This is a genomic window from Kitasatospora sp. NPDC089913, from assembly GCF_044748625.1.
Lineage (GTDB): Bacteria > Actinomycetota > Actinomycetes > Streptomycetales > Streptomycetaceae > Kitasatospora.
Genome location: NZ_JBIVGI010000012.1, coordinates 120,506 through 141,653, shown reverse-complemented (window position 1 = coordinate 141,653; position 21,148 = coordinate 120,506). Strand labels below are relative to the sequence as shown.

Genomic DNA, 21,148 nt, shown 5'->3' with positions numbered 1-21,148 from the left:
GCCGCCTCTGACCGGGTGCCTCCACGGCATCGGCCGGAGCGTCAACGGCGGCGAATCCGGCACATCGCGTTCACCCGCGAGCGACGGCGGAGGGGGGGGGGGGGGGGGGCCCCCCCCGGGGGGGGGCGGCCCCCCCCCCCCCCCCCCCCCCCCCCCCCCCCCCCCCCCCCCGGGGGGGGGGGGCGCCCCCCCCCCCCCCGCGGGGGGGGGGCGGGGGCGCCCCCCCCCCCGCGGGGGGGGGCCGCCCCCCCCCCCCCCCCCACGCCCGCTCCCGGACCGGCGGGCCGGCAGGTCGGAACAGCACCCCGACCCGCCCGCCCCCGGAGCACGGCAACAGGTTTCAGGCGGGCAGCCCCACGAGTTCGGCGGACCCACTGCGGTTGTGGCGCTCCTGCCACTGGTCCAGGGCGCTGCGGCAGGCGTGGTCGAGGTGACGCACGCCGGCGAGGTCGAGGCGGACCGGGCGGTCCGCCGGCAGGCCCTCCAGGGATTCGAGGGTCTCCAGGAGGCGGGGCAGCCGGAGGAAGGTGGCGCTGCCGTGGAGGGTCACCCGGACCGCGCCGTCGGGCAGTTCGGTGACGGCGACCTGGAGGTGGGAGGTGTCCCAGGCGCTCTTGAGCACGGCGAGCAGGAGGCCGAGCAGGACGCCTTCGAGCAGGTTGGTCAGCACGATGGCGATCGCGGTGACGGCGAGGATCGCGGCCTCGCCCCGGTCGGCCCGCCAGAGCGGCCGCAGGGCGCGCAGCGGAACGAGCTTGGCCCCGGCGTGGACCAGGACGCCGGCCAGGGCGGCGAGCGGGATGACACCGAGGGCGGCGGGGAGCAGCGCGGCGAAGAGCAGCAGCCACACCCCGTGGAGCACCCGGGACGCCTTGGTCCTGGCGCCGGCCTGGACGTTGGCCGCGCTGCGGACGATCACGGCGGTCATGGGCAGGGCGCCCAGCAGGCCGCAGACGGTGTTGCCGACGCCCTGGGCGAGCAGTTCGCGGTCGTAGTCGGTGCGCGGGCCGTGGTGCAGGCGGTCGACGGCGGCGGCGCTGAACAGGCTCTCGGCGGAGGCGATCAGCGCGAAGGCGAAGGCCGTGCCGAGCACGCCGAGGCTGCCGAGCGCCGCGAAGTCGGACAGGCCGGGCACATCGACGACGCCCGCGAGCCCGGCCACGTCGACCCGGGCGACGGGCAGGTCGAACAGGGCGGTGACGGCCGTCGCACCGGCCACGGCGGCCAGCGGCGCGGGCACGATCCGGACCTTGGCGGGCAGGCGCGGCCAGAGCAGCAGGACCGCGATCGTCCCTGCGCCGATCGCGACGGCGGCGAGCGCGCGCCCGTCCCCGGCGATGTCGGCGGCGAGGCCGGGGAGTCCGGCGAGCTTGGCGGGGCCGCCGGTGGGGCCCTTGATGTCGGCCAGCGCGTAGAGCTGACCGGCGATCAGGATCAGGCCGATGCCCGCCAGCATGCCCTGGACGACCGAGACGGAGATCGCCCGGAAGAGCCGGCCGAGGCGGGCGGCGCCCATGGCGAGCTGGAGCAGGCCGGCCGCGGCGGTGATCACGCCGAGGGTGGCGAGGCCGTGCTCCTGGACGGCGGCGAGGACGAGGACGGTCAGCCCGGCGGCGGGGCCGGACACCTGGAGGCTGCTGCCGGGCATCAGGCCGGTCACCAGGCCACCGACGATGCCGGTGACCAGGCCGAGTTCGGCCGGTACGCCGGAGGCGACGGCGACGCCCACGCAGAGCGGCAGCGCCACCAGGAAGACGACGAGGGAGGCGGGGAGGTCGGAGCGCAGAGTGCTCAGCCGAAGGGCGGGACGACGAGTCATCGGGTCCTCGGGAGAGTGGCGGTTCGGACGGTGGTCGGGGGATATCGGGCCGGAGGGCGGCGGGGCGTGCGGCCGCTGGTCGTGCGGCGGCCCGTGCGGCGCGGGGCTCACAGCGGCAGGAACAGACCGCTGTCGGCCCGGTGTTCGAGCACCAGGCCGGTGTGGATCTCGTAGAACCAGCCGCGCAGCCGGACCCGCCCGTCGGCCAGCCGCCGGGCGACGGCCGGGTAGCCGCGCAGCCGGTCGAGCTGGGCCAGGACGTGCCGCTGCACGGGGCCGGCGACCGTCGGGTCGAAGACCTCGGCCTCGTCCGCGCGGAGCACTGCCCGGTCCGCGTGGCGAAGCCAGGAGCGGACGGCGGGCACCACGCTGAGGTCCTCGCCGCGGACCACGGCGCCGACGGCGCCGCAGTGCGAGTGGCCGCAGACCACGATGTCGCGCACGCCCAGCACCTCGACGGCGTACTCGACGGTGGCGGTCTCGCCGGAGGCGTCGTCGGCCCGGTAGACGGGGACGATGTTGCCCGCGGTGCGGAGCTCGAAGAGGTCGCCGGGGTCGGCGTTGGTGATCAGGGCCGGGACCACGCGGGAGTCGGAACAGGTGATGAACAGCGCCTGCGGGCTCTGGCCGGCGGCGAGGCCGGTGAGTTCGCGGCCGGTGTCCCCGGCCCGCTGCGGGAAGGCCCGGGCCCGGTCGATGAGCGGTTCCATGAGGGTGACTGCCTCCTTCGGTGACGTCAGGTGCGCCTCTGGTCACCTGACGTTGCGTCAAGAAGGAGTAAAACATGGGTATGGGGCAAGCAAAAGCGAGTTCTGGGCGCAGAGTGTGCCGATCCGGTTAACATCCTGTTGCCTCGAACGAAATGACGCCTTCCACTACGGAAAGCGCAGGTCAAGCGGTACGGCCCGGACCGGCCGGCGATGGGCGCACAAAATTTTCCGCGCGCCCCTCCTGCTTCTCTGCGCCGTCTTCACACCTCGCGCACCCCGTCTTCCGCACCCCGTCTTCCGCACCCCGCCTTCCGCGCACCGCAGCCCGTGGTCCCGCCGCCCCGGCCGCGGGTCCGGACGGCCCCCGCGGAACATTCCGGCCGTTCGGCGAATCAGAGTCCGGGAGGCCGACGCGCGGGCGCCGGCGCCGGGGCGAGGGGAGCCGGGCGGGCATGACGGGGATCGACACGGGCGCGGTCGCGGCCGACACCACGGCCGCCCTGGAACGGCTCGGTGCGGCGGCGCGGGCGCGCGGGCTGGCCGGGACCGCCGAACGGCTGGACGAGGCGGTGCGGCGGCTCGCGGACGGACGGATCGTGGTCGTGGTCTGCGGCGAGTTCAACCGGGGCAAGTCCAGCCTGGTCAACGCGCTGGTGCGGCGACCGGGGCTGCTGCCGGTGGACGTGCTCCAGACCACCAGCGTGGTCACCACGCTGGCCTGGGGCCCCCGGGACACGGCGACCGTGCACCTTCGCGAGCAGAACGGCGGCACGCGGCAGCGGGAGGTCCCGCTCACCGAACTGGCCGACTACGTGGCGGAGAGCGCCAACCCCGGCAACCGGCTGCGGGCCGAACTGCTCGACCTGCGACTGCCGTCCGAGGCGCTGACGGGGGGCACCGTCCTGGTCGACACCCCGGGCATCGGCGGGGTGTTCCCCGAGCACACGGCGGTGACCGCCGGCTTCCTCGCCTCCGCCGACGCGGTGGTCTTCGTCGCCGACACGACCTCGCCGCTCTCCGCCGCCGAACTGCGCTTCCTCCGCCACGCCCTGACCGCCGCGGCCGCCGGCAGCACGGGACCGGACGCACCGGACGCCGACAGCGCGGGGCCGGACCGGCCGGCCGCCGGCAGCACCGGTCCGGACAAGACGGCCGCCGATCCGGGCGGCCTGCTGGTCGTCCTCACCCGCGCCGACCAGGCGGACGCCGAGGACCGGCGGGCCATGCTCGACAACACCCGCGCCAAGCTCGCCGCACTGACCGGCGACAGGGACGGCGGCCCCGCCGTGCTGGCGGTGTCGACCCGCGCCCGGCTGCGCCACCTGGCCGCCGCCGGGGCCCGGCCGGACGCGCCCGCCTCCGCGGACGGGGCCGCCGACCCCGACAGCGGCTACCCCGAATTCGAGTCCGCACTCCGGGGCCTGCTGCGCCGCCGCCGGGCGAGCCTGCTGCTGGCCCGGCCGCTGGCCGAGGCGGACGCCGCCGTCACGGCCCTGCTGCGGCCGCTGGAGGCGGAACGGGAGGCACTCGCCCGGGAGACCGACGAGACGCTGGCCCGGCTGCGGGCCTCGGCCGAGGCCGGGCAGCGCGAGGCCGCCGGAGCCCGCCGGTCCGGCGCCGAGTGGCGCACCGAACTCCGCGCCGAGCTGCGGAAGCTGCGCAACGCGCTGACCGGCTCCCTGCACGACGACCTGGACGCGGTGTGGGAGCGGATCTGCAACGACCTGCTGCACGACGAGTCCCTCCAGGACGACGCGGACCGGCTGGCCGCCGAGGTGGCCTCCGCCTACGCGGCGGTGGCGGGCGCGACCGCGCACCGGGCCGAGACCGAACTCCGCGCCGTGGTGGCCGCCTTCGCCCGGCAGCACCGGCTCGGGATCGGGCCGGTCGGGGCGGGACGGATCGCCGCGCCCGGAGCGGTGCGGCTGGACCCGGACCTGGGCTCCGGCCGAGCGCCCGGGCCGATGATGCCGGTGAGCCGGGACGGCTCGTTCGGGGCCTCGATGGGCGCCGCCGTCGGCGGGATGCTGTTCGGACCGGCGGGCGCTGCCGTCGGCGGCGCGATCGGCCTGGTCGCGGGCCTGCTGCGCGGGCTCGGAGCCGTCCGCGACCAGGAGGTCCAGGCCCGCCGGCGCAATCTGCGCGACCAGCTCGCCCTGGTGCGCTCGCGCCAGCAGCGGGTGATCACCGAGGGCCTGCGGAGCCTGCTCGACACCGCGGCGGAGCAGGCCGAGCGGGAGCTGGACAGTCTGCTGCGCCAGCAGGACGAGAGCGCGCAGGAGACCGTGTCGCGGCTCCGGGCGGCGGCGGAGACCACCCGCGCCGAGGCCGGGGCCCGGCACAAGGTGCTGACCGAGGAGCACGGCGCACTGATCGCGGCCGGACGCGAGGTGGCTCGGCTGGCGGCCCTGGTCGCGGCGGTCGTCGACGAGCCCCCGGCCGGGACGGGCCCCGCGGGCGCGCCCCGGTCCGGCCCCGCGGGCGCGCCCGACGAAGGTCCCGGGGCCGCGCCCCGCCCCGCGCCCGAGGACGGTCCCGGGGCCGCACCCGGCCCCGGGGCGGTGGGGCGGTGACCGCCGCCGACCTCCGGCGGGCCGCGCTGGCCGTCCTCACCGACGCGGCCGGGGCCGAGCACCTGCCCGGGGAGTTCCGGCGGACGCTGGCCGAGCAGGCCGGACGGCTCGCCGCGCCGTTCGCCGTCGCCCTGGTCGGCCGGGTCAGCAGCGGCAAGTCCACCCTTGTCAACGCCCTGCTCGGGACCAGGCTCGCCCCGACGGGGGTGACCGAGCTGACCATGACGGTCAACCGGTTCCGCCACGGCGACCCGGCCGCGCTGACGGTGCACTTCGAGGACGGCACCGTGGTCCACCACCCGGACCTGTCCGCCCTGGAGGCGCTCACCGTCCGCACCGCCGACGCCCCCCGGCGGCACGGACCGCCGCACCGGATCGACCACCTGGAGACCGCCTTCCCGCACCCCGCGCTGGCCGGCACGGAGATCGTCGACACCCCGGGGCTGGACTCCGCCACCGGCCCCGAGTCGGCCGCCACCCTGCGACTGCTGGGCCGCACCGCGAGCGGCGTCACCGGATCGACGGTGACCGAGGGCGCTAGGGCCGACGCGCTGGTGCTGACCTTCACCGCCCGAGGGGTCCACCGGGAGGAACTGCGCCTCACCGCCGACTTCCTGGCCCATGTGCCCGGGCTCGGTCCGCTCAACACCGTCGGCGCGCTGACCAAGACCGAACTGTTCTGGGACCCGGTCGACACCCCGGACCCGTTCCTGCCCGCCCGGCGGGTCGCGGACCAACTGCTGCGCGCCGCCGGGGCATCCCGGCTGCTGTACACGGCGGTGCCGGTGGCGGGCCTGCTCGCCTCGGGCGCAGCCGACCTGGACGCCGCCGACCTCGCCGACCTGACCGCGCTCGCCACCGGTTGCGAGCCGCACCGGCTGGCCGAACTCGCCGCGGAGGCCGACCGGTTCACCGCGGCGGACGGCGTACTGCCGCTGCCGGCCGCCGCCCGGTCCCGCCTCTACCGGCGCTTCGGCGGCTGGGGCGTGGCGACCGCGCAGCGGCTGGTCCGCGACGGCGCCACCGAGGCCGGGCCGCTGCGCGCCGAACTGCTCCGGATCTCCGGCATCGACACGCTGCGCGCCCTGCTCCGCGACCATTTCGGCGGACGCGCCGACCTCATCAAGGCCGCCCGGGCGTTCCGCACCGTGCCCCGGCTCGCCGGGCTGACGGCGGCCGGGCTGACCGGCGAGCCGGCCCGCGCCGTGGCCGCCGTGGCCGGCGCGTTCACCGCCGTCGAACTCCGGCACGCCCAGGCGTACGCCGAACTGCGCTCGCTGCGCGACCACTTCGAGGGCCGGCTCGACCTGCCCGCCGACCAGGTGGCCGAGTTGCTGCGGGTCACCGGTGAGCACGGCAGCACCGCGGCGGACCGGCTGGGCCTGCCGCCGGGCACGGACCGCGCGGTGCTGCTGGCCGCCGCCCGCGCCCGGCTCGACCACTGGCACCGGCTGCTCGCCGCTCCCACCGTCGGCGGTCCGGCCCGGCAGGCCCAACTGACCGTCCGGGACGCCTACGAGGCGATCCACCACGACCTCTCGCGATCGGAGCCGTCCAGGTGAGCAAGAAGTCCAAGCGGACCGCGGCGGTGGAACCGGCAGCACCCGCAGAACCGGCGGCAACGGCGGCAACGGCGGAACCGGCGGAGGAGCCCGCACCGGTCGGGCCGGTACTGGTCGTCGACTTCGGCACGAGCACCACCCAGGCCGCCGTCGTCGAGGGCGGCACCGTCCGGATGCTGCACGAGCCGGCCACCGGCGCCGCGTCCTGGCCCTCGGCCGTGCTCGCCGACGGCTCCGGCGGCGTCCTCGTCGGCGCCCCGGCCGAGCGCGGCAAGCGGCTCCACCCGCTGCGCTACCGGGCGGAGATCAAGCGCGATCTGGGCAGCCGGGTGCCGCTGCTGCTCGACGGCGCCAGCCACTCCGCCACCGAGCTGGTGGCGGCCGTGCTGCGCGCCGTCGCCGCCGAGGCGCACCGGGTGCTGGGCCGCGCACCGGAGCGGACCGTGCTCACCGTCCCGGCCGGGGGCGGGCCGGACGACGCCCGACGGCAGGCGATGCTGGCGGCCGCCGAGGCGGCCGGGCTGAGCCGGGTCGGCCTGCTCGCCGAACCACTGGCGGCGGCCTGGGCGCCACCGGTCGGCGCGCCCTTCCCCGTGGGCTCGACCGTGCTGGTGCACGACCTGGGCGGCGGCACCTTCGACGCGGCCCTGGTCCGGATCGGCGACGCCGGACCGGAGTTGCTCGGGCACGGCTCCCTCGACGACTGCGGCGGGCGGGATCTCGACGTCGCGCTGCTGGCCCACCTGGGAGGGAGCGGCCCCGAGCGGCGTGCGGCTCCGCCGGACACCGACGAGGCCGCCGCCCGGCGGGCGGCGCTCGACCTGGACACCTTCGTGCGCGAGCTGAAGCACGGGCTGGCGATGGCCGAGCGGGTCGAGGACCTCGCTCCCGACGGCACCGTCGTCGCCCTCGACCGGGACACCCTGCGCGCCGTGGCGGCGGAGCTACTGGAACCCACTGTCGAGAGCTGCCGCGCCCTGCTGCGCGTCGCGGCCGCCTCCGAGAACACCGACCCGGGTGGGGGTACCGCACGGGTGGACGCCGTCCTGGTGACCGGCGGGACCAGTCGCAGCCCCGTGGTCCGCGAGCTGATCGGGGAGGCGTTCGGAGCCCCGGTCCGCCAGCCCGAGGACCCGCAACTGGCCGTGGTGCGCGGCGCCGCCGCCTGGGCCGCGCTCACCGCCGCCCGCGACCTGCGCCCGGTGGTCCGCGAGCCGGGCACCGAACCGCTGGCCTGGGACGTGCCGGGCGGCTCGGCCGTCTTCCTCGGACCGCTCGTCGCCGAGGGCACCCGGTACGCGGCGGGCGCGGTGCTGGCCGACGTGCGGTCGTCGACGGGCACCGTGCACCGGCTGCGGGCCCGGTACCCCGGCGAACTGGTGCGCTGGCACACCGATCCGGGCGGACGGTTCCGCTCGGGCGACTGGCTGGCCACGACGGTCGAGACCCTCCCGAATGCCTTCCTGCCCGTGTGGCGGCACACAGTGGGCACAGTGCACACCCTCGGGTGGACACCTGGCGGAGCGCTGAGGATCGTCACCACGCACCACGTCCACGAGTGGACCGGCGGGACCGACGTTCGCCGACTCGCGACGGTCAAGCCGGCCATCGAGGGCCGGTGGCTCTCCCCCGATGCCGACACTCTGACCACGACGGTCGGCAACCGGCGGACGGCCGAGGTCCATCGGCTGGACCGCGAGGAGCCCGCCGCGACCACGCCCGCGTTCGGACTGCTACCGGGGAACACCACGTCGCACGACCGGCTCTGGCGATCCCTCCCGGTCGGACCGGACCGCCTGTTGGTGGTGGTGGTACGCGACCCCTCCGGCTATCCGCAGTACGAGCTCTGGACGGTCGGCGACGGCCACACTCCGAACCTGCTGGTCGACCTCGGCTACCAGAAGTTCGGGCCCGACCTCGGCCGCTGCGCCGGCTCCGACGAGCTGGTGTGGGTCGTCACTCAGTCGAACACCCGGATCCTGTCCTGGCGTCCGGGCGGTACCACCGACCGGACGGTCGCCTGGGCCGCGTCCCGTCGGCCGCAGCGCAGTGCGGTCCACCCCGACCGTCCCCCGGTGGAGCTGTCCGCCGACCTCTGCACGGTACTGGTCGGCGAGAAGGTCCTCACGACACCTCCCGTTCGCGTCCTCGATCTCGCCCCCGACGGCCGCCACGTGGCACTCGGTCTCGACGCCGGCTGGGCGCTCGTGGTCGACTGCGACGCCCTCACCCCGATCGCCGAACTCCCCCACTCCAGCGGCGGCGTGAGCACCCTGGCCTGGTCCCACGACGGCTCCGCACTGGCACTCGCGGGTGACGGAAAAGTCACGGTGTGGCGGCGGGAACTTTCCGCTCCGCACCGGGGTCTATGAACCGTCAGGCGCCCGCCACCCGTCGCACCCGGCCGTCGGGGGCGCGCCTGTGGGGGGTCGGTGTTGCGGTACACGAGGTCGCCGGACCTGACGGGTCTGGGCGACGAGGAACTCGTCCCGCGCGCGGTCGCCGGCGACCGGTGCGCACTCGAAGAACTCCTGCGCCGGCACCGGACCACGGTGCTGACCGTCTGCGCGGGCATCACCGGCAACCGCGAGGACGCGCTGGACGCCTGCCAGAACGCGCTGATCCGGGTGGCCGGCGCGATCGGCTCGTTCCGGGCCGAGGCCCGGTTCACCACCTGGCTGCGGACGATCGCGGTCAACGCCGCCAGGGCCGAACTGGCCCAGCGCAAGCGACGGCCGTACCCGGTGCTGGACGAGGCGCTGCCGGTCGAGGCGGTGCGGCCGGTGGACGGCAGTGTCACCGACGTGGTGCGGGTCCAACAGGCCCTGGCCGCACTGGAGGTGGACTTCCGGGCGGTGGTGGTGCTGCGGCACCTGTGCGGGTGCAGCTACGAGGAGATGGCGGAGGTGCTGGCGATCCCCGTCGGCACCGTCAAGAGCCGTCTGGCGCGGGCCCGTCAGGAGCTGGTGCGCGTACTCGGACCGGACTGAGGGGGACCCGGACAACAGGCCCCAGTGGGAGGAGTCCCCGGTGGAGGCGTCCCCGTTCAGCCAGGAGGGCCCGTTGAACCACGAGCACCCCCGCCACGAGCACCCGCGCCGGGAGCACCCTCACCGGGAGCTCCCCGGCAGGGAGCGGTCGGCACCGGACCCGGTGCTCGCGCCCGGCACGGTGGCCCGACTGCACGCCCTGCTCACCGCCGTACCGCTGCCGGAGGTCGACGACGGGACGTGGCGACGGCTGGTCGCCACCGCCCTCGGCCGGCTCGGCTCCGACAACCGGACCGAGCCGCCCGACCGGACCGGCCCGCCCGACCCGCGTGACCCGCGCGACCCGCCCCGCCGTCCCGAACCGAAGGACCCCCGGTGACCCGTGAACCCGTCCTCGCCGTCGACTTCGGCACCTCCACCTCCGCCGCCGCACTGGTCGCCGACGGCCGGGTGCGCCTGATCAAGGAACCGTCCGGCGACTCCTGGGCCTGGCCCTCCACCGTCTCCTGGGACGGCGCCCGGCTGCTCGTCGGCACCCCCGCCGAGCACCGGCGGGCCGTCCACCCCGCCTCCTTCCGCAGCGAGTTCAAACGCGACCTCGGCGAGCGCGCCCCGCTGCTGCTCGGCGACGCCTCCTACCGGGCCGAGGAGCTGGTGGCCGCGCTGCTGGCGGCCGTGCGCGGCGAGGCCGAACGGCTGCACGGCCAGGCCGTCACCCGGGCCGTGCTGACCTACCCCGCCTCCTACGGGCCCGGCGACCCGCGCCGACGGCTGCTGGTCGGGGCGGGCGAGGCGGCCGGTCTCACCGTCGTCGACCTGCTCGCCGAACCGGTGGCCGCCGCGCTCGCCCCGATCGCCGGGCCCGCCCTGCAACCCGGCGACCTGGTCCTGGTCCACGACTTCGGCGGCGGCACCTTCGACGCCGCACTGGTCCGGATGCCGCCGCCGGACGCCTCGGCGGAGGCGGTGGAGGTCCTGGGACACACGGCGCTGGACGACTGCGGCGGCCACGACATCGACGTGCTGGTCGCCGAGGAACTGGTCCGGCTCGGCGGCGACCGGCTGACGGCGTGGCTGCGCCCGGGCGGCGCGCCGAAGGAGTCCGACGGCGCCACCGACCGGCTCCGCCGCGAGGTCGAACTCGCCGACCTCGCCCACCGGTTCAAGCACCGGCTGAGCGTCGAGGCCGAGGTCGACGACTACCTGCGCTCCGCCGGGCTGCCCACCGCCCTCGGCCGGGACCGGCTGGCCGAACTCGCCGCGCCGCTGGTCGCCCGGACCGTCACCCGCTGCCGGGAACTGCTCGAACGCTGCGGCCAGGCCCCGGACCGGCTCGCGGCCGTGCTGCTGGTCGGCGGCAGCACCCGGATGCCCGCCGTCCGCGACGCGCTGGCCGAGGCCTTCCCCGGACTGCTGCGCCACGTCGAGGACCCGGAACTGGCCGTCGCCCAGGGCGCGGCCGCCTGGGCCGGGCTCGCCACCCGGCGCTACTCGGCCGCCGAGCGGCCCACCTCCTCCGGCGTCCCGTTCGGCTGGCAGCTGCCCGGCGACTCCGGGCGACTGCTGCGCTGGTACGTCGCGCCGGGAGAGGAGTTCGCCGCGGACGCCGTGCTCGCGCTGGTCCGGCTGGCCGACGGCGGCCTGTGGGAGCTGCGCGCCGACGGGCGCCCCGGGACCGTTGCCCGGCTGCACGTCGCCGAGGGCGCACCGGTGTCGTCCGGGGACTGGCTGCTGACCACCGGGCGGGCGGGCGGGCGCCGGACCGCCCGCTCGGGGAAGTACGGCGGCGCGAACGTCCGGCCGCGGTGGGCGGAGGCCGCACCGCTCCGGGCCCGGGTACGGGCGCTGCCCGAGCCGCGGCCGGTCGGCCCGGTACTGCCGGTCCCAGGCGACGTGCCACGGCTGCTCACCGTGCACGGCGAGCAACTGGTCTGTTCCGAACTGCTGCCGGCCGAGACGGTCCGGCAGTGGGAACGTCCGGGGATCGGCTGGGCGACGGCGACCGCGCCCGGTGCCGGGGCGCCGCTGGCGGCCGCCATCCACAAGTCCGGCCGCCAGGTCGACGTCCTCGACCTGACCACCGGAGCGCTCGAGTGCTCCGTCCCGCTCCCCACCAACGCTGCCGCGGTGGCCTTCTCCGCCGACGGGGCCCTGCTCGCGGTCACGGACATCCAGCGCCGCTTGCGCCTGGTCCGGACCGTCGACGGTGAGGTGACCGCCGAGATCGACCTGTCACGCTTCAGCCCGACCGGCGGGCAGGCGTTCTCCCCCGATCTGGAGTTCACCGCGGTCCCGGTCGGCCAGACCGTGGTCCTCTGCCACACCTCGGGACGCCGCGCCGAGAGCGTGCCCCAGCTCACCCTGTCCGATCTCCGTCTGGTGCGCCCGCTGCCGGTGTCGGCCGGGTTCGCCAGTGGTGCCTCCGACCTGACCGCGGTGGACGTCTGGAGCCTCGGCGGCTACACCGCCCGGCTGCGGGACCCGGCGCTGGCCAAGGCCTTCGTGCTGGCGGTCGGCCCCGACGAACGGCTGCTCGCCGCCGCCGACCAGGCCGGCTGCGTCTCGGTCTGGGAACTGCCGCAGCCCGACCCGGAGCAGCCGCACCGGCTGCTGGAGGTGTCCGGCCCGCTGCACCGGATGACGCTGCCCACCCCGCCACGGAACCTGGTGTTCGGCACCGACTCCAGCACCCTGTTCGCCGCCACCGACCGTGAACTCCACAGCTGGGACCTGGAGAAGGAGTGAGACCCGTGCCCGACTACGCGTCCCTGCGCGACGAGATCCTCGACCTGCTGGAGCCGCTCACCGCGACCGCCCGCACCCGCCGGGCCGAGCAGACCGCCGACCGGCTCTGCGGCGCCCACGAACGGCTGCTGTCAGGCGAGTTGACGGTGGTGGTGTGCGGGGAGTTCAACCGGGGCAAGTCCAGCCTGCTGAACGCGCTGCTGGAGCGCCCGAACATCCTCCCCGTGGACCCGTACTTCGCCACCAGCGTCGCCGCCGTGATCCGCCACGGAGCCCCGGAACGCGCCGAGGTCACCCTCCGCCTCCCGGACGGCAGGCTGGAAGCGCGGCGGATCCCGCTCGACCGGATCGGCGACTACGCCGCCGAGGGCGGCGAGCACAGCGGCGAGGCCGTGCTGCTCGACCTGCGGCTCGACGTGCCGCGCCTCGAATCGGGGCTGGTCCTCGTGGACACACCGGGCGTGGGCGGCGTCTACCACCAGCACACGGCCGTGACCATGGGCCAGCTCCCCAGCGCCGACGCGGTCGTGTTCGTGCTCTCCGCCGAGGAGCCGCTGACCGACAGCGAGACGGCCTTCCTCCGCGAGGCCGCGCACGCCGTCAGGGCCGCCGACCACCCGGACGCCCTGTTCTACGTGCTCACCAAGGCGGACCTGCCCGAGGACATCGGGGCCGACCTCGCCGCCGGGCGGCGCAAGATCGCCGCCGTGACCGGGCGCGAGCCGGAGGACGTGCTGATCGTCCCGGTGTCGAGCCGGCTCAAGCAGCGCCACCTGGCCGGGGCCGCCGACGACGACCCCGAGCGGCGGGCCAGGCTGCTGGCCGCCTCGGGCTTCCCCCGGCTGGAGGAGGCCCTCTGGTCCCGGCTCGCCGCCCACCGCGCGCGGCTGCTGCTCGGCGGCGCCCTGGTCGAGGCGCAGGCCGCCGTGCGCACCCTGCTGGAGCCGCTGCTGACCGAGGAGAGCGCGCTCCGCGACGGCAGCCGGACCCGGCTGGCGGAACTACGCGCCGAGACCGAGCGGGAGTCGGAGCGGCTGGCCGAGCTGTCCTCGGGCGCGGCGCCGTGGCGGGCCCGGCTGGAGCGCGAACTCGACAGCCTGCGGGCCGGGACGGCCGAACGCACCCGGGAGGAGTTCGAACGGGTGTGGCGGCGCGCGGAGACCGAGCACCTGGAGGTGCGGGCGCACCTCACCAAGCCCGACCGGCTGGCCGACCGGATCAACGCGGACCTGACGCTGGCCCGGTCGACGGTCGGCGAGTGGGCCGCCCGGCGCGCCGCCGCGCTGCAGAGCGGGCTGGCCCGGGAGCTCGGCGTCGAGCTGGCGGGCGGCACGCTCGGGGAGCTGCCGCCCGCACCGGTGCTGGACCTCGGCGGTTTCGGCCGGCTGCACCGGCCGACCAAGGAGGTGCCGGTGGTCGAGCCGGCCACCTACCGCACCGTGACCAAGCAGCGGCAGGCGAGGCGGGCCTCCGGCCCGGCGCCGTCGGGGTTCGGCGACCGGGTCAGGCATCTGTACCGGCAGGCCCAGGACTTCTTCGCCCCCCGCTACGAGTCCTACCAGGAGCGGGTGCTCGACCGGCCGGAGCGGGTCCGCTACCGGACCGTGGAGCAGGAGATCCCCGAGCGCGTCCTCAAGGAGCGCCGCCGGGAGCTCGCCGAGGCCGTCGGCCGGGCCCGGCGGGACCAGGAGCCGATGGTGGCACGGGCCGTGGAGGACGCGGTCGCCGCCTTCGCCCGGGACATCGCGGCCGAGCTGGACAGCCGGATCGAGCGGGAGAAGGAGCGGACCGCGGACACCCTGGAGCGGCTGCGGCGCAGCGCCGAGCGCACGGCGGCGGAGGCGGCCCGGCGGCTCGGCGAACTGGCCCGGGAACAGGGGCCGTTGCGGGAACTCGGGGAGCGGGTCGAGGTGCTGGCCGGCGCCGTGCAGGGGCTCGCCGGTCCCGAGGCCCCCGCTCCCGCCCCGCCCGACGCGGCCGGCGGTCGGGCATGACGAGCGCCCCCGGGGATCTCGGCGACCTCGGCGACCTCGGGGCCCGGGCCGACGCCGCCCTCGCCGGGGCGCAGCGGCTGCTGTCCCGCGGCGGCGGCTCGGCCGAGGTCCTGCGCGCCGCCTTCGAGGCCGAACAGCATCGGCTGCGGCGGCAGATGAGCGTGGTCGTGGTGGGCCGGATCTCGGCCGGCAAGTCCACCCTGGTCAATGCGCTGATCGGCGAGGAGCGGGTGGCCACCGGCTCGCAGGAACTGACCTTCAACGTCAACCGGTTGCGGTACGCCGACACCCCGCGGCTGCTGGTCCGCTACCGGGAGGAGGGCCGTCCGTCCGTGGAGTACTCCCCGGACCGGCTGGCCGAGCTGACCGCGCGCCGCGAGGACCACCTGGAGCAACTGCGCGGCATCCGGGAGGTGCTGGTCGAGTTCCCCGCCCCCTATCTGCGGCTGTTCGAGCTGATCGACACCCCCGGGCTGGACTCGGTGTACGGCGAGGACTCGCTCAACACCCTGGCCTTCCTGCGGCTGCGGCCGGAGGAGGTGGCGAGCACCAGCCGCCGGCACGCCACCGCCGCCGACGCCCTGCTGCTGGTCCTGCCGGTCCGCGGGCCGTCGACCACGGACGCCGAGGTGGTGGCCCACTTCCTCGGCCGGGACTTCGAGAACTCCACCCCGCTCACCACCCTGGGTGCCCTCACCAAGTGCGAGGAGCTGTGGGAACCGGACGGACCGCACCCGCTGGTGCTCGGCCGCCGGCTCGCCGACCGGATCCTCCAGGACGCCCCCGGCATGCGCCGACGCCTGTTCGACCTCACTCCGGTGTGCGGGCTGCTCGGCCAGGCCGCCGCCACCCTGGACGAGTCCGATGTCGCCGCCCTGGAGGAACTCGCCTCCCTCCGGCCGGACTTCCTCTCCTACCTGCTGGGAGCGGCCGCCTTCTTCCTCGGCGAGGACGAGGGCGCACCGCTGGACGGTGCCCGCCGCCGCGCCCTGTGGCGCCGCTTCGGGCCGTACGGCCTGCACACCCTCTGCGGGCTGGTCCGCGACGGCGAGCGGCGGGTCCCCGAACTGCGCGCCTTCCTGGCGGCGGACAGCGGGCTGGACGGGCTGCGCACCCAACTCGCCGACCACTTCGGCCACCGGTCCGCGCTGCTGAAGCTGCACACGGCGCTGGAGCGGATCCGGCGGATGCCCCTGGACCTCGCGGCCGGGGTCGGCCCGCGCGAACGGGCCCTGCTGGAGGAGGCGATCGGCCTGGTCGAGGCGCTGGTCCTGGACGAACCCGGCTTCGCCGAACTGCGCACGCTGCGCGAGCTGTACGGCGGGCGGCTCCGGCTGGACGCCGGGGCCACCGAGGAACTGCGGCGACTGCTGGGCGAGTTCGGGCGCGGCCCGGCCGACCGGCTGGGGCTGCCCGCGGACAGCGGCGCGGACGAGCTGCGGGCGGAGGCCCGGCGACGGCACGGGGTGTGGCTGAACCGCTGGCAGTCCGGCGGCCTGTCCGGCCCGACCCGGGCGGCGGCCCGCGCCGCCGTCCGCGCATACGAGCACCTGCTGTACGGGCTCGACGGCGGCTGAGAACGCGACCCGGTCAGTCCTCGTGATGCTGTTCGACCGTCATCAGCCAGTCGCCGTCCCGCACCTGCTCCCCCGGGCGGGCGTGCTGGGCCCGTACCCGGCCCGGCGCGGGCGCCGAGAGGTGCAGCAGCGAGCCGTCGGCGGCCCGGGCCCGGCCCAGCACCGCCCCGGCCGGGTAGCGGCGACCGGGGCCGACCGACCACTCGAGCAGGACCGCGCCGCCGGGCGGCAGCGGCCAGCGCAGCGGCGTCCGCTCAGGGACCGGGCCGGACGCCTCGACGGTGCGCACGACCCGGGCGGCGGCCCAGGCGGCCGCGCCCTCGGCGACGGCGGTGCGCGGGTCCTCGGCCAGGACCACCGGCAGCCCCAGCGTCTGCGCGACGTGCTCCACCAGGCCCGGCAGCCGGCTGGAGCCGCCGATCACCACCACCGCGTCGGGCCTCGGCGGGCGGCCGGTGGTGTCGAGCAGCGCGGTCTCGGCAAGCAGCCGTGCGCAGCAGGCGGTGGTGCGCGCGTACAGCGGCTCGGCCTGCCGCAGGAACCGGTCCCGGTGCAGACCCAGCACCCGCCCGGCCGGGGCGAACACCTCGGCGGGGGCGCTCTCGTAGGCGAGCCGGTGCTTCAGCCGCCGGGCGAGGTCGAGCAGCTGGATCCGGTGACGCAGCGCGGTGTCGTCCTGCGCCGCGTCCCTGTTCTCCTCCCCGTGCTCCGGTGGGAGCAGGGCCGCCAGCTCCGGGCCGCCCCGGGCGAGGAGTTCGGCGTACACCAGGGCGTCGAAGTCCCGGCCGCCGTACTCCTCGCCGTCGTGGGCGAGCACGGCGGGGCCGGGGCGGCCGTCCTCTCCGGGCAGCCGCACCAGGGCGGTGTCGAAGGTGCCGCCGCCGAGGTCGTGCACCAGGACGGTGCTGCCCGGCGGCAGCGGTCCGCCGGCGAGCGGGGCGAGCGCCCCGGCGACGGGTTCCGGGCAGAGCTCGGGCCCGGGCAGCCCGGCGCGCCGGGCCGCATCCAGCAGTTCCTCCCCGCGCGGGTCGGCCGGCCCGTAGGCGGCGGGGACGGTGAGCACGCTCCGGTCGACCGGTCCGCCGTTGGCCCGCTCGGCCTCCGCCCGCACGGCCTGGAGCAGCAGCGACACCAGCAGCCCGGCCGGATGCCCGCGCCCGCCGAGGTCGACCGGCACACCCCGGCCGAGGGTCCGCTTGAGTTCGTCCCGGTAAGCGGCGGGGTCGAGCAGCCGCCGCTGCTCGGCCGCCGACCCGACGTGCGGCCGGTTCCCGGCCAGCAGCACCGCCGACGGCCAGGCCCACCCGTCCCCGATCGGCTCCCGCAGCCGCCGCACCGACCCGCCCCGCGCCAGCGCGGCACAGGTGGTGGTGGTCCCGAAGTCGACGGCCAGCACGGACTCGACGGCACTCGCACCCACGGGGGTCCCTCCTCGCTCCGGGTCTCCCTCTCGGATCCGCCCGACGGCGGTTTTGTTCCGCCCGGACCGCCGCCGGTGGCGTCATTCGCCCCGGCTCGGCTCCGCCCGGAGCGCGCCGACGAACCCAGCAGGGGTTTCACCGGCCCCTGAACCCGCTGGGGCGCCGGGCGGAGCGGCCTCCCGGGGAAGGCCGCTCCGGCTGTGGTCAGCCGGTGGTGGGGGCCGGGTCCGGGGCGCAGGTGAGGTCGCGGGGCGGCAGGGTGCCGGTGGTCAGGAAGCGGTCGGCGGCGGTGACCGCGCAGGACGGGACGGAGCGGTCGTAGGCGCCGTGGTTGCCGCCGTCGACGGTGACCATGCGGGCGCGCCCGCCCAGGGTCGCCCGCATGCCGAGGGCGCCGACCAGCGGGGTGGCCGGATCGCGCTCGGTCTGGAGGAGCAGGATGTTGGCGGGGCCCCGGCCGGTGATCCGGACGGCGGGCTCGACCGGGGCCGGCCAGAACGCGCAGGGCCAGATGTTGGCGCCCATGCCGGCCACGATCGGGTTGCGCTGCCGGCTCTCCGCGACCGCCCGCCGGTAGTGGCCGAGGTCGCGCGGCGCCGGGGTGTCGCCGCAGAGCACGGCGGTCAGCGCGGCCACGTCGTTGTCCTCCGGGATGCCCGGGGTGCCCTTCGCCAGCCACCAGTACGGGACCGGGCCGGCGCCGTCGTCGGCGAGGAAGCGCCACCAGTCGGCGATCTCCTGGAACAGCGCGGTGTGGTACGAGTCCAGCCGGTAGAGCGTGCGCCAGAGGTTGCCGTTGACCGGTCCGGCCACCGGGTGGGTCACCGGTGTCCGGTCCAGTTCCGCCGCCAGGGCGAGGTAGTTGGCGCGGACGGCCGCCGGGGTGGCGCCGAAGCGCAGGGTGGTGTCGCGCTCGGCCGCCCAGCGGGCGAAGTCCTCGAAGCGCAGCTCGCTCGCGCGGTCCCAGGTGGCGAGCCGGTCCTGCCAGGTGACGTTGGGGCTGACGTTGCCGTCCAGCACGAAGCGGTCGGTCCGCCCCGGGAACAGCTCGGCGTAGACGACGCCCAGGTAGGTGCCGTACGAGGCGGCGCGGTAGGAGATCCTCGGTTCGCCGAGCGCGGCCCGGATCCGGTCCAGGTCGCGGGCCGTGTTGGCGGTCGTGAGGTGGCGGATCGAGTCGCCGTTGCGGGCCAGGCAGTCGCGGGCCAGGTCGCGGGCGAAGCGCACGTTGGGGGCGATCGAGCCGTCCGGCGCGGGGAAGGGGAACACCAGCTCGTACGGCACCTCGGCGGCCGTCCGCCCGCAGCTGACCGGGGTGCTGCGGCCGACCCCGCGCGGGTCGAAGCCCACCAGGTCGTAGCGGTCCAGCACCTCCTGCGGGTAGCCGGACTCCTGGGCGCTCGGCAGGTGCAGGCTCGCCACGCCCGGGCCGCCGCCGTTGTGGACCAGGATCCCCCGGCGCAGCCCCGGCTTGGCGGTGGGGAGCCTGGAGACCGCGATCCCGATGGTCCGCCCGCGCGGCTCGCGGTAGTCCAGCGGCACGTTCAGGGTGGTGCAGCGCAGCCGGGGGTCCACCGGGGCCCCGGACGGGTCGGCGGGGCAGTCGGTCCAGACCAGGGGCACGGTCGGCCGCTCCGGTGCCGCTTCGGCGGCGCCGACGCCGGCGGTGGCCCCGGCGAGGGCCAGGGCGAGCGCGGCGCCGACGGTTCTCAAGGGGCCGGTGGGCCGTAATCTCCTCAACATAGGTCTGGACCATAGGGTCGATGCCCCCGGGTGTCATCCCCCCGGGGTGGTACTGATCGGCGCCCGGGGCCCAGCGCCTCGGGACCTGCGCCTCGGGACCGGCCGACGGGGATCAGTCGTTCGGGCCCGGGCCCGGGGCCGGGCGGGGCGTCCGGACCAGGCCGGTCTGGTAGGCGAGGGCGACGAGCTGGGCGCGGTCGCGGGCGTCGAGCTTGGCCATCGCCCGGTGGACGTGGGTGCGCACCGTGAACGGGCTGACGTACATCCGGGCGGCGATCTCCTCGTTGCTGAGGCCGGTGGCGGCCATCGCCATCACCTCGCGCTCCCGGGCGGTCAGCGCGGCCAGGCGCTCGGGGGCGGCGGCCGGAGCCCCGTCCGGGTCGGGCTGGGCGAGCAGCCGGTCGATGACGGCGCGGGTGGCGGCGGCCGACAGCAGCGGTTCGCCGGCGGCGACCCGGCGCAGGGCGGCGAGCAGTTCGGTGGGTTCGGCGTCCTTGCCGAGGAAGCCGCCGGCGCCGGCGCGCAGGGCCTGGGCCACGTACTCGTCGATCTCGAAGGTGGTGAGGATGAGCACCCGGGTGCCGGCGAGGTCGGGGTCGCCGCAGATGGCGGCGGTGGCGGAGAGGCCGTCGACGCCGGGCATCCGAATGTCCATCAGGACCACGTCGGGGCGGGTGGCCCGGGCCAGTTCGACCGCCTCCCGGCCGTCGGCGGCCTCGCCGACCACCTCCATGTCGTCCTCGGCGTCGATGAGCACGCGGAAGGCGCCGCGCAGCAGGGCCTGGTCGTCGGCGAGCAGTACTCGGATGGTCACGCGGGTTCCTCTCGGGCTGCTGTGCGCAGGGGCAGTTCGGCGGAGACCAGGAAGCCGCCGCCGGGCCGGCGGTCGGCGCTGAGGCGGCCGCCCACGGCGGCGGCCCGCTCGCGCATGCCGATCAGGCCGAAGCCGCCGCCGGCCGGGGCGGACGCGGGCGGGACCGGGCGCGGCGGGCGGTCGTTGGCGACGGTCAGCAGGAACCTGCCGCCGGAGTAGGTGAGGGTGACGTCGGCGGCACTGCCGGCGGCGTGCTTGGACACGTTGGTCAGGGATTCCTGGAGGATCCGGTAGGCGGTGAGGTCGACGCCCGGGGACAGTCGCTGCCGCTCCCCCTCGACGGTGAGCCGCACCGGCAGCCCGGCGCGTTCGAAGGCGTCGACGAGGTCGGGCAGCCGGTCCAGGCCGGGCGCCGGTTCGAGCGGCGCCTCCGGGTCGTCGGCGCGGCGCAGCAGGCCGACGGTGGCCTTGAGCTCGCGCAGCGCGGAGCCGGTGGCGTCGGTGAGGTGGCTGAGCATCTCGCGGGCCTGGGCCGGGTTGCGGTCGAGCAGGTGGACGGCGATCCCGGCCTGGGCGTTGGCGAGCGCGATGTGGTGCGCGACGACGTCGTGCAGGTCGCGGGCGATCCGGATGCGTTCGTCGGCGACCCGGCGACGGGCCTCTTCCTCCCGGGTTCGCTCGGCCCGTTCGGCGCGTTCCTCGATGGCGGCCAGGTGTGCGCGGCGGGTGCGGACGGAGTCGCCGATGGCTCCGGGCAGCAGGATCCAGGCGACGAAGCCGATCCGGGCGCCGATCGGGGCGCCGGGCTCGGCGACGAACGTGGCGCCGGTGACCAGGGCGGCCGAGACGGCGGTGGCGATCCGCGCGGTGGTGCGGTCGGTGTGGACCGCGAGGAAGTAGAGCGCGACGATCAGCGGGGTGACCAGCCCGACGTTGAGCTGGGTCGCGACGAGGCAGATGGCCAGGGCGCCGGCGAAGGCGATCCCGAACAGCGCGCGGGGGTGGCGCCGGTGGAGGAAGACGGCGGCACTGGTGACGACGGCCAGGACCAGTGCCCGCGGATTGGGCGCCAGGTGGTTGCCGAGGCGGTCGACGGTGGTGGTGCCCGCGGTGGCGGTGAACACGCCGAGCACGAGCAGCGTGTCGAGCAGGCGGGGGTGGCGGCGGCGGAAGCGGCGCGGCCAGGTGTCGGTCATGCTC

14 protein-coding genes are annotated in these 21,148 nt (G+C 76.6%); 8 read left to right on the top strand and 6 right to left on the bottom strand.

All coding sequences use genetic code 11. From position 1 onward, the window contains the following. Window positions 1-340: 340 nt before the first annotated feature. Both ACIPYS_RS20150 and ACIPYS_RS20145 read right to left on the bottom strand, forming a co-directional pair. Window positions 341-1,819 carry a SulP family inorganic anion transporter gene (locus tag ACIPYS_RS20150; protein ID WP_400747684.1) on the bottom strand — a complete coding sequence of 493 codons (1,479 nt, stop codon included), beginning with the start codon at window positions 1,817-1,819 and terminating at the stop codon, window positions 341-343. Between the two features lie 107 nt (window positions 1,820-1,926). Further along, the gene (locus ACIPYS_RS20145; RefSeq protein ID WP_093858875.1) at window positions 1,927-2,529 is read right to left on the bottom strand and encodes a carbonic anhydrase; all 603 of its coding nucleotides are present in this window, start codon (window positions 2,527-2,529) and stop codon (window positions 1,927-1,929) included. Window positions 2,530-2,981: 452 nt separating this feature from the next. Between ACIPYS_RS20145 and ACIPYS_RS20140 the strand changes: the two genes are divergently transcribed. The 8 genes from ACIPYS_RS20140 (at window position 2,982) to ACIPYS_RS20105 (ending at window position 15,970) form a co-directional block, all read left to right on the top strand. Continuing rightward, entirely contained in the window at window positions 2,982-5,102 is a 2,121-nt protein-coding gene (locus ACIPYS_RS20140; protein WP_400747682.1) for a dynamin family protein, read from the top strand. Next, window positions 5,099-6,664: a dynamin family protein gene (locus ACIPYS_RS20135; RefSeq protein ID WP_400747680.1), complete on the top strand. Its 1,566-nt coding sequence runs from the start codon at window positions 5,099-5,101 to the stop codon at window positions 6,662-6,664. The genes ACIPYS_RS20140 and ACIPYS_RS20135 overlap by 4 nt, the downstream gene beginning before the upstream one ends. Beyond that, entirely contained in the window at window positions 6,661-9,036 is a 2,376-nt protein-coding gene (locus tag ACIPYS_RS20130; protein ID WP_400747679.1) for an Hsp70 family protein, read from the top strand. The genes ACIPYS_RS20135 and ACIPYS_RS20130 overlap by 4 nt, the downstream gene beginning before the upstream one ends. Before the next feature lie 63 nt (window positions 9,037-9,099). Beyond that, window positions 9,100-9,654: an RNA polymerase sigma factor gene (locus tag ACIPYS_RS20125; RefSeq protein WP_159424776.1), complete on the top strand. Its 555-nt coding sequence runs from the start codon at window positions 9,100-9,102 to the stop codon at window positions 9,652-9,654. Between the two features lie 40 nt (window positions 9,655-9,694). Continuing rightward, window positions 9,695-10,033 carry a hypothetical protein gene (locus ACIPYS_RS20120; protein ID WP_400747677.1) on the top strand — a complete coding sequence of 113 codons (339 nt, stop codon included), beginning with the start codon at window positions 9,695-9,697 and terminating at the stop codon, window positions 10,031-10,033. Then, window positions 10,030-12,399: an Hsp70 family protein gene (locus ACIPYS_RS20115; protein WP_400747675.1), complete on the top strand. Its 2,370-nt coding sequence runs from the start codon at window positions 10,030-10,032 to the stop codon at window positions 12,397-12,399. The genes ACIPYS_RS20120 and ACIPYS_RS20115 overlap by 4 nt, the downstream gene beginning before the upstream one ends. Window positions 12,400-12,404: 5 nt before the next feature. Continuing rightward, entirely contained in the window at window positions 12,405-14,393 is a 1,989-nt protein-coding gene (locus tag ACIPYS_RS20110) for a dynamin family protein (RefSeq protein WP_400747673.1), read from the top strand. Then, complete coding sequence (locus ACIPYS_RS20105; RefSeq protein ID WP_093858882.1) at window positions 14,390-15,970, top strand: dynamin family protein; 1,581 nt, start codon at window positions 14,390-14,392, stop codon at window positions 15,968-15,970. Before ACIPYS_RS20110 ends, ACIPYS_RS20105 begins: the two co-directional genes overlap by 4 nt. Before the next feature lie 13 nt (window positions 15,971-15,983). On the opposite strand, the gene ACIPYS_RS20100 is transcribed toward ACIPYS_RS20105, so the two are convergent. The 4 genes from ACIPYS_RS20100 to ACIPYS_RS20085 all read right to left on the bottom strand — a co-directional run bounded on the left by ACIPYS_RS20100 (window position 15,984) and on the right by ACIPYS_RS20085 (window position 21,144). Further along, entirely contained in the window at window positions 15,984-17,390 is a 1,407-nt protein-coding gene (locus ACIPYS_RS20100) for an Hsp70 family protein (protein WP_400747671.1), read from the bottom strand. 205 nt (window positions 17,391-17,595) lie between these two features. Then, the gene (locus ACIPYS_RS20095; RefSeq protein ID WP_093858884.1) at window positions 17,596-19,134 is read right to left on the bottom strand and encodes an alpha/beta hydrolase; all 1,539 of its coding nucleotides are present in this window, start codon (window positions 19,132-19,134) and stop codon (window positions 17,596-17,598) included. Between the two features lie 112 nt (window positions 19,135-19,246). Continuing rightward, the gene (locus ACIPYS_RS20090; protein WP_093858885.1) at window positions 19,247-19,948 is read right to left on the bottom strand and encodes a response regulator transcription factor; all 702 of its coding nucleotides are present in this window, start codon (window positions 19,946-19,948) and stop codon (window positions 19,247-19,249) included. Further along, entirely contained in the window at window positions 19,945-21,144 is a 1,200-nt protein-coding gene (locus tag ACIPYS_RS20085) for a sensor histidine kinase (RefSeq protein WP_093858886.1), read from the bottom strand. The genes ACIPYS_RS20090 and ACIPYS_RS20085 overlap by 4 nt, the downstream gene beginning before the upstream one ends. Between the last annotated feature and the right edge of the window lie 4 nt (window positions 21,145-21,148).

Bases quoted from the DNA above. Each gene is read 5' to 3' on its own strand.
- ACIPYS_RS20150 (WP_400747684.1), bottom strand. From the start codon at position 1,819: ATGACTCGTCGTCCCGCCCTTCGGCTGAGCACTCTGCGCTCCGACCTC.
- ACIPYS_RS20140 (WP_400747682.1), top strand. From the start codon at position 2,982: ATGACGGGGATCGACACGGGCGCGGTCGCGGCCGACACCACGGCCGCC.
- ACIPYS_RS20085 (WP_093858886.1), bottom strand. From the start codon at position 21,144: ATGACCGACACCTGGCCGCGCCGCTTCCGCCGCCGCCACCCCCGCCTG.
- ACIPYS_RS20105 (WP_093858882.1), top strand. From the start codon at position 14,390: ATGACGAGCGCCCCCGGGGATCTCGGCGACCTCGGCGACCTCGGGGCC.
- ACIPYS_RS20095 (WP_093858884.1), bottom strand. From the start codon at position 19,134: ATGTTGAGGAGATTACGGCCCACCGGCCCCTTGAGAACCGTCGGCGCC.
- ACIPYS_RS20145 (WP_093858875.1), bottom strand. From the start codon at position 2,529: ATGGAACCGCTCATCGACCGGGCCCGGGCCTTCCCGCAGCGGGCCGGG.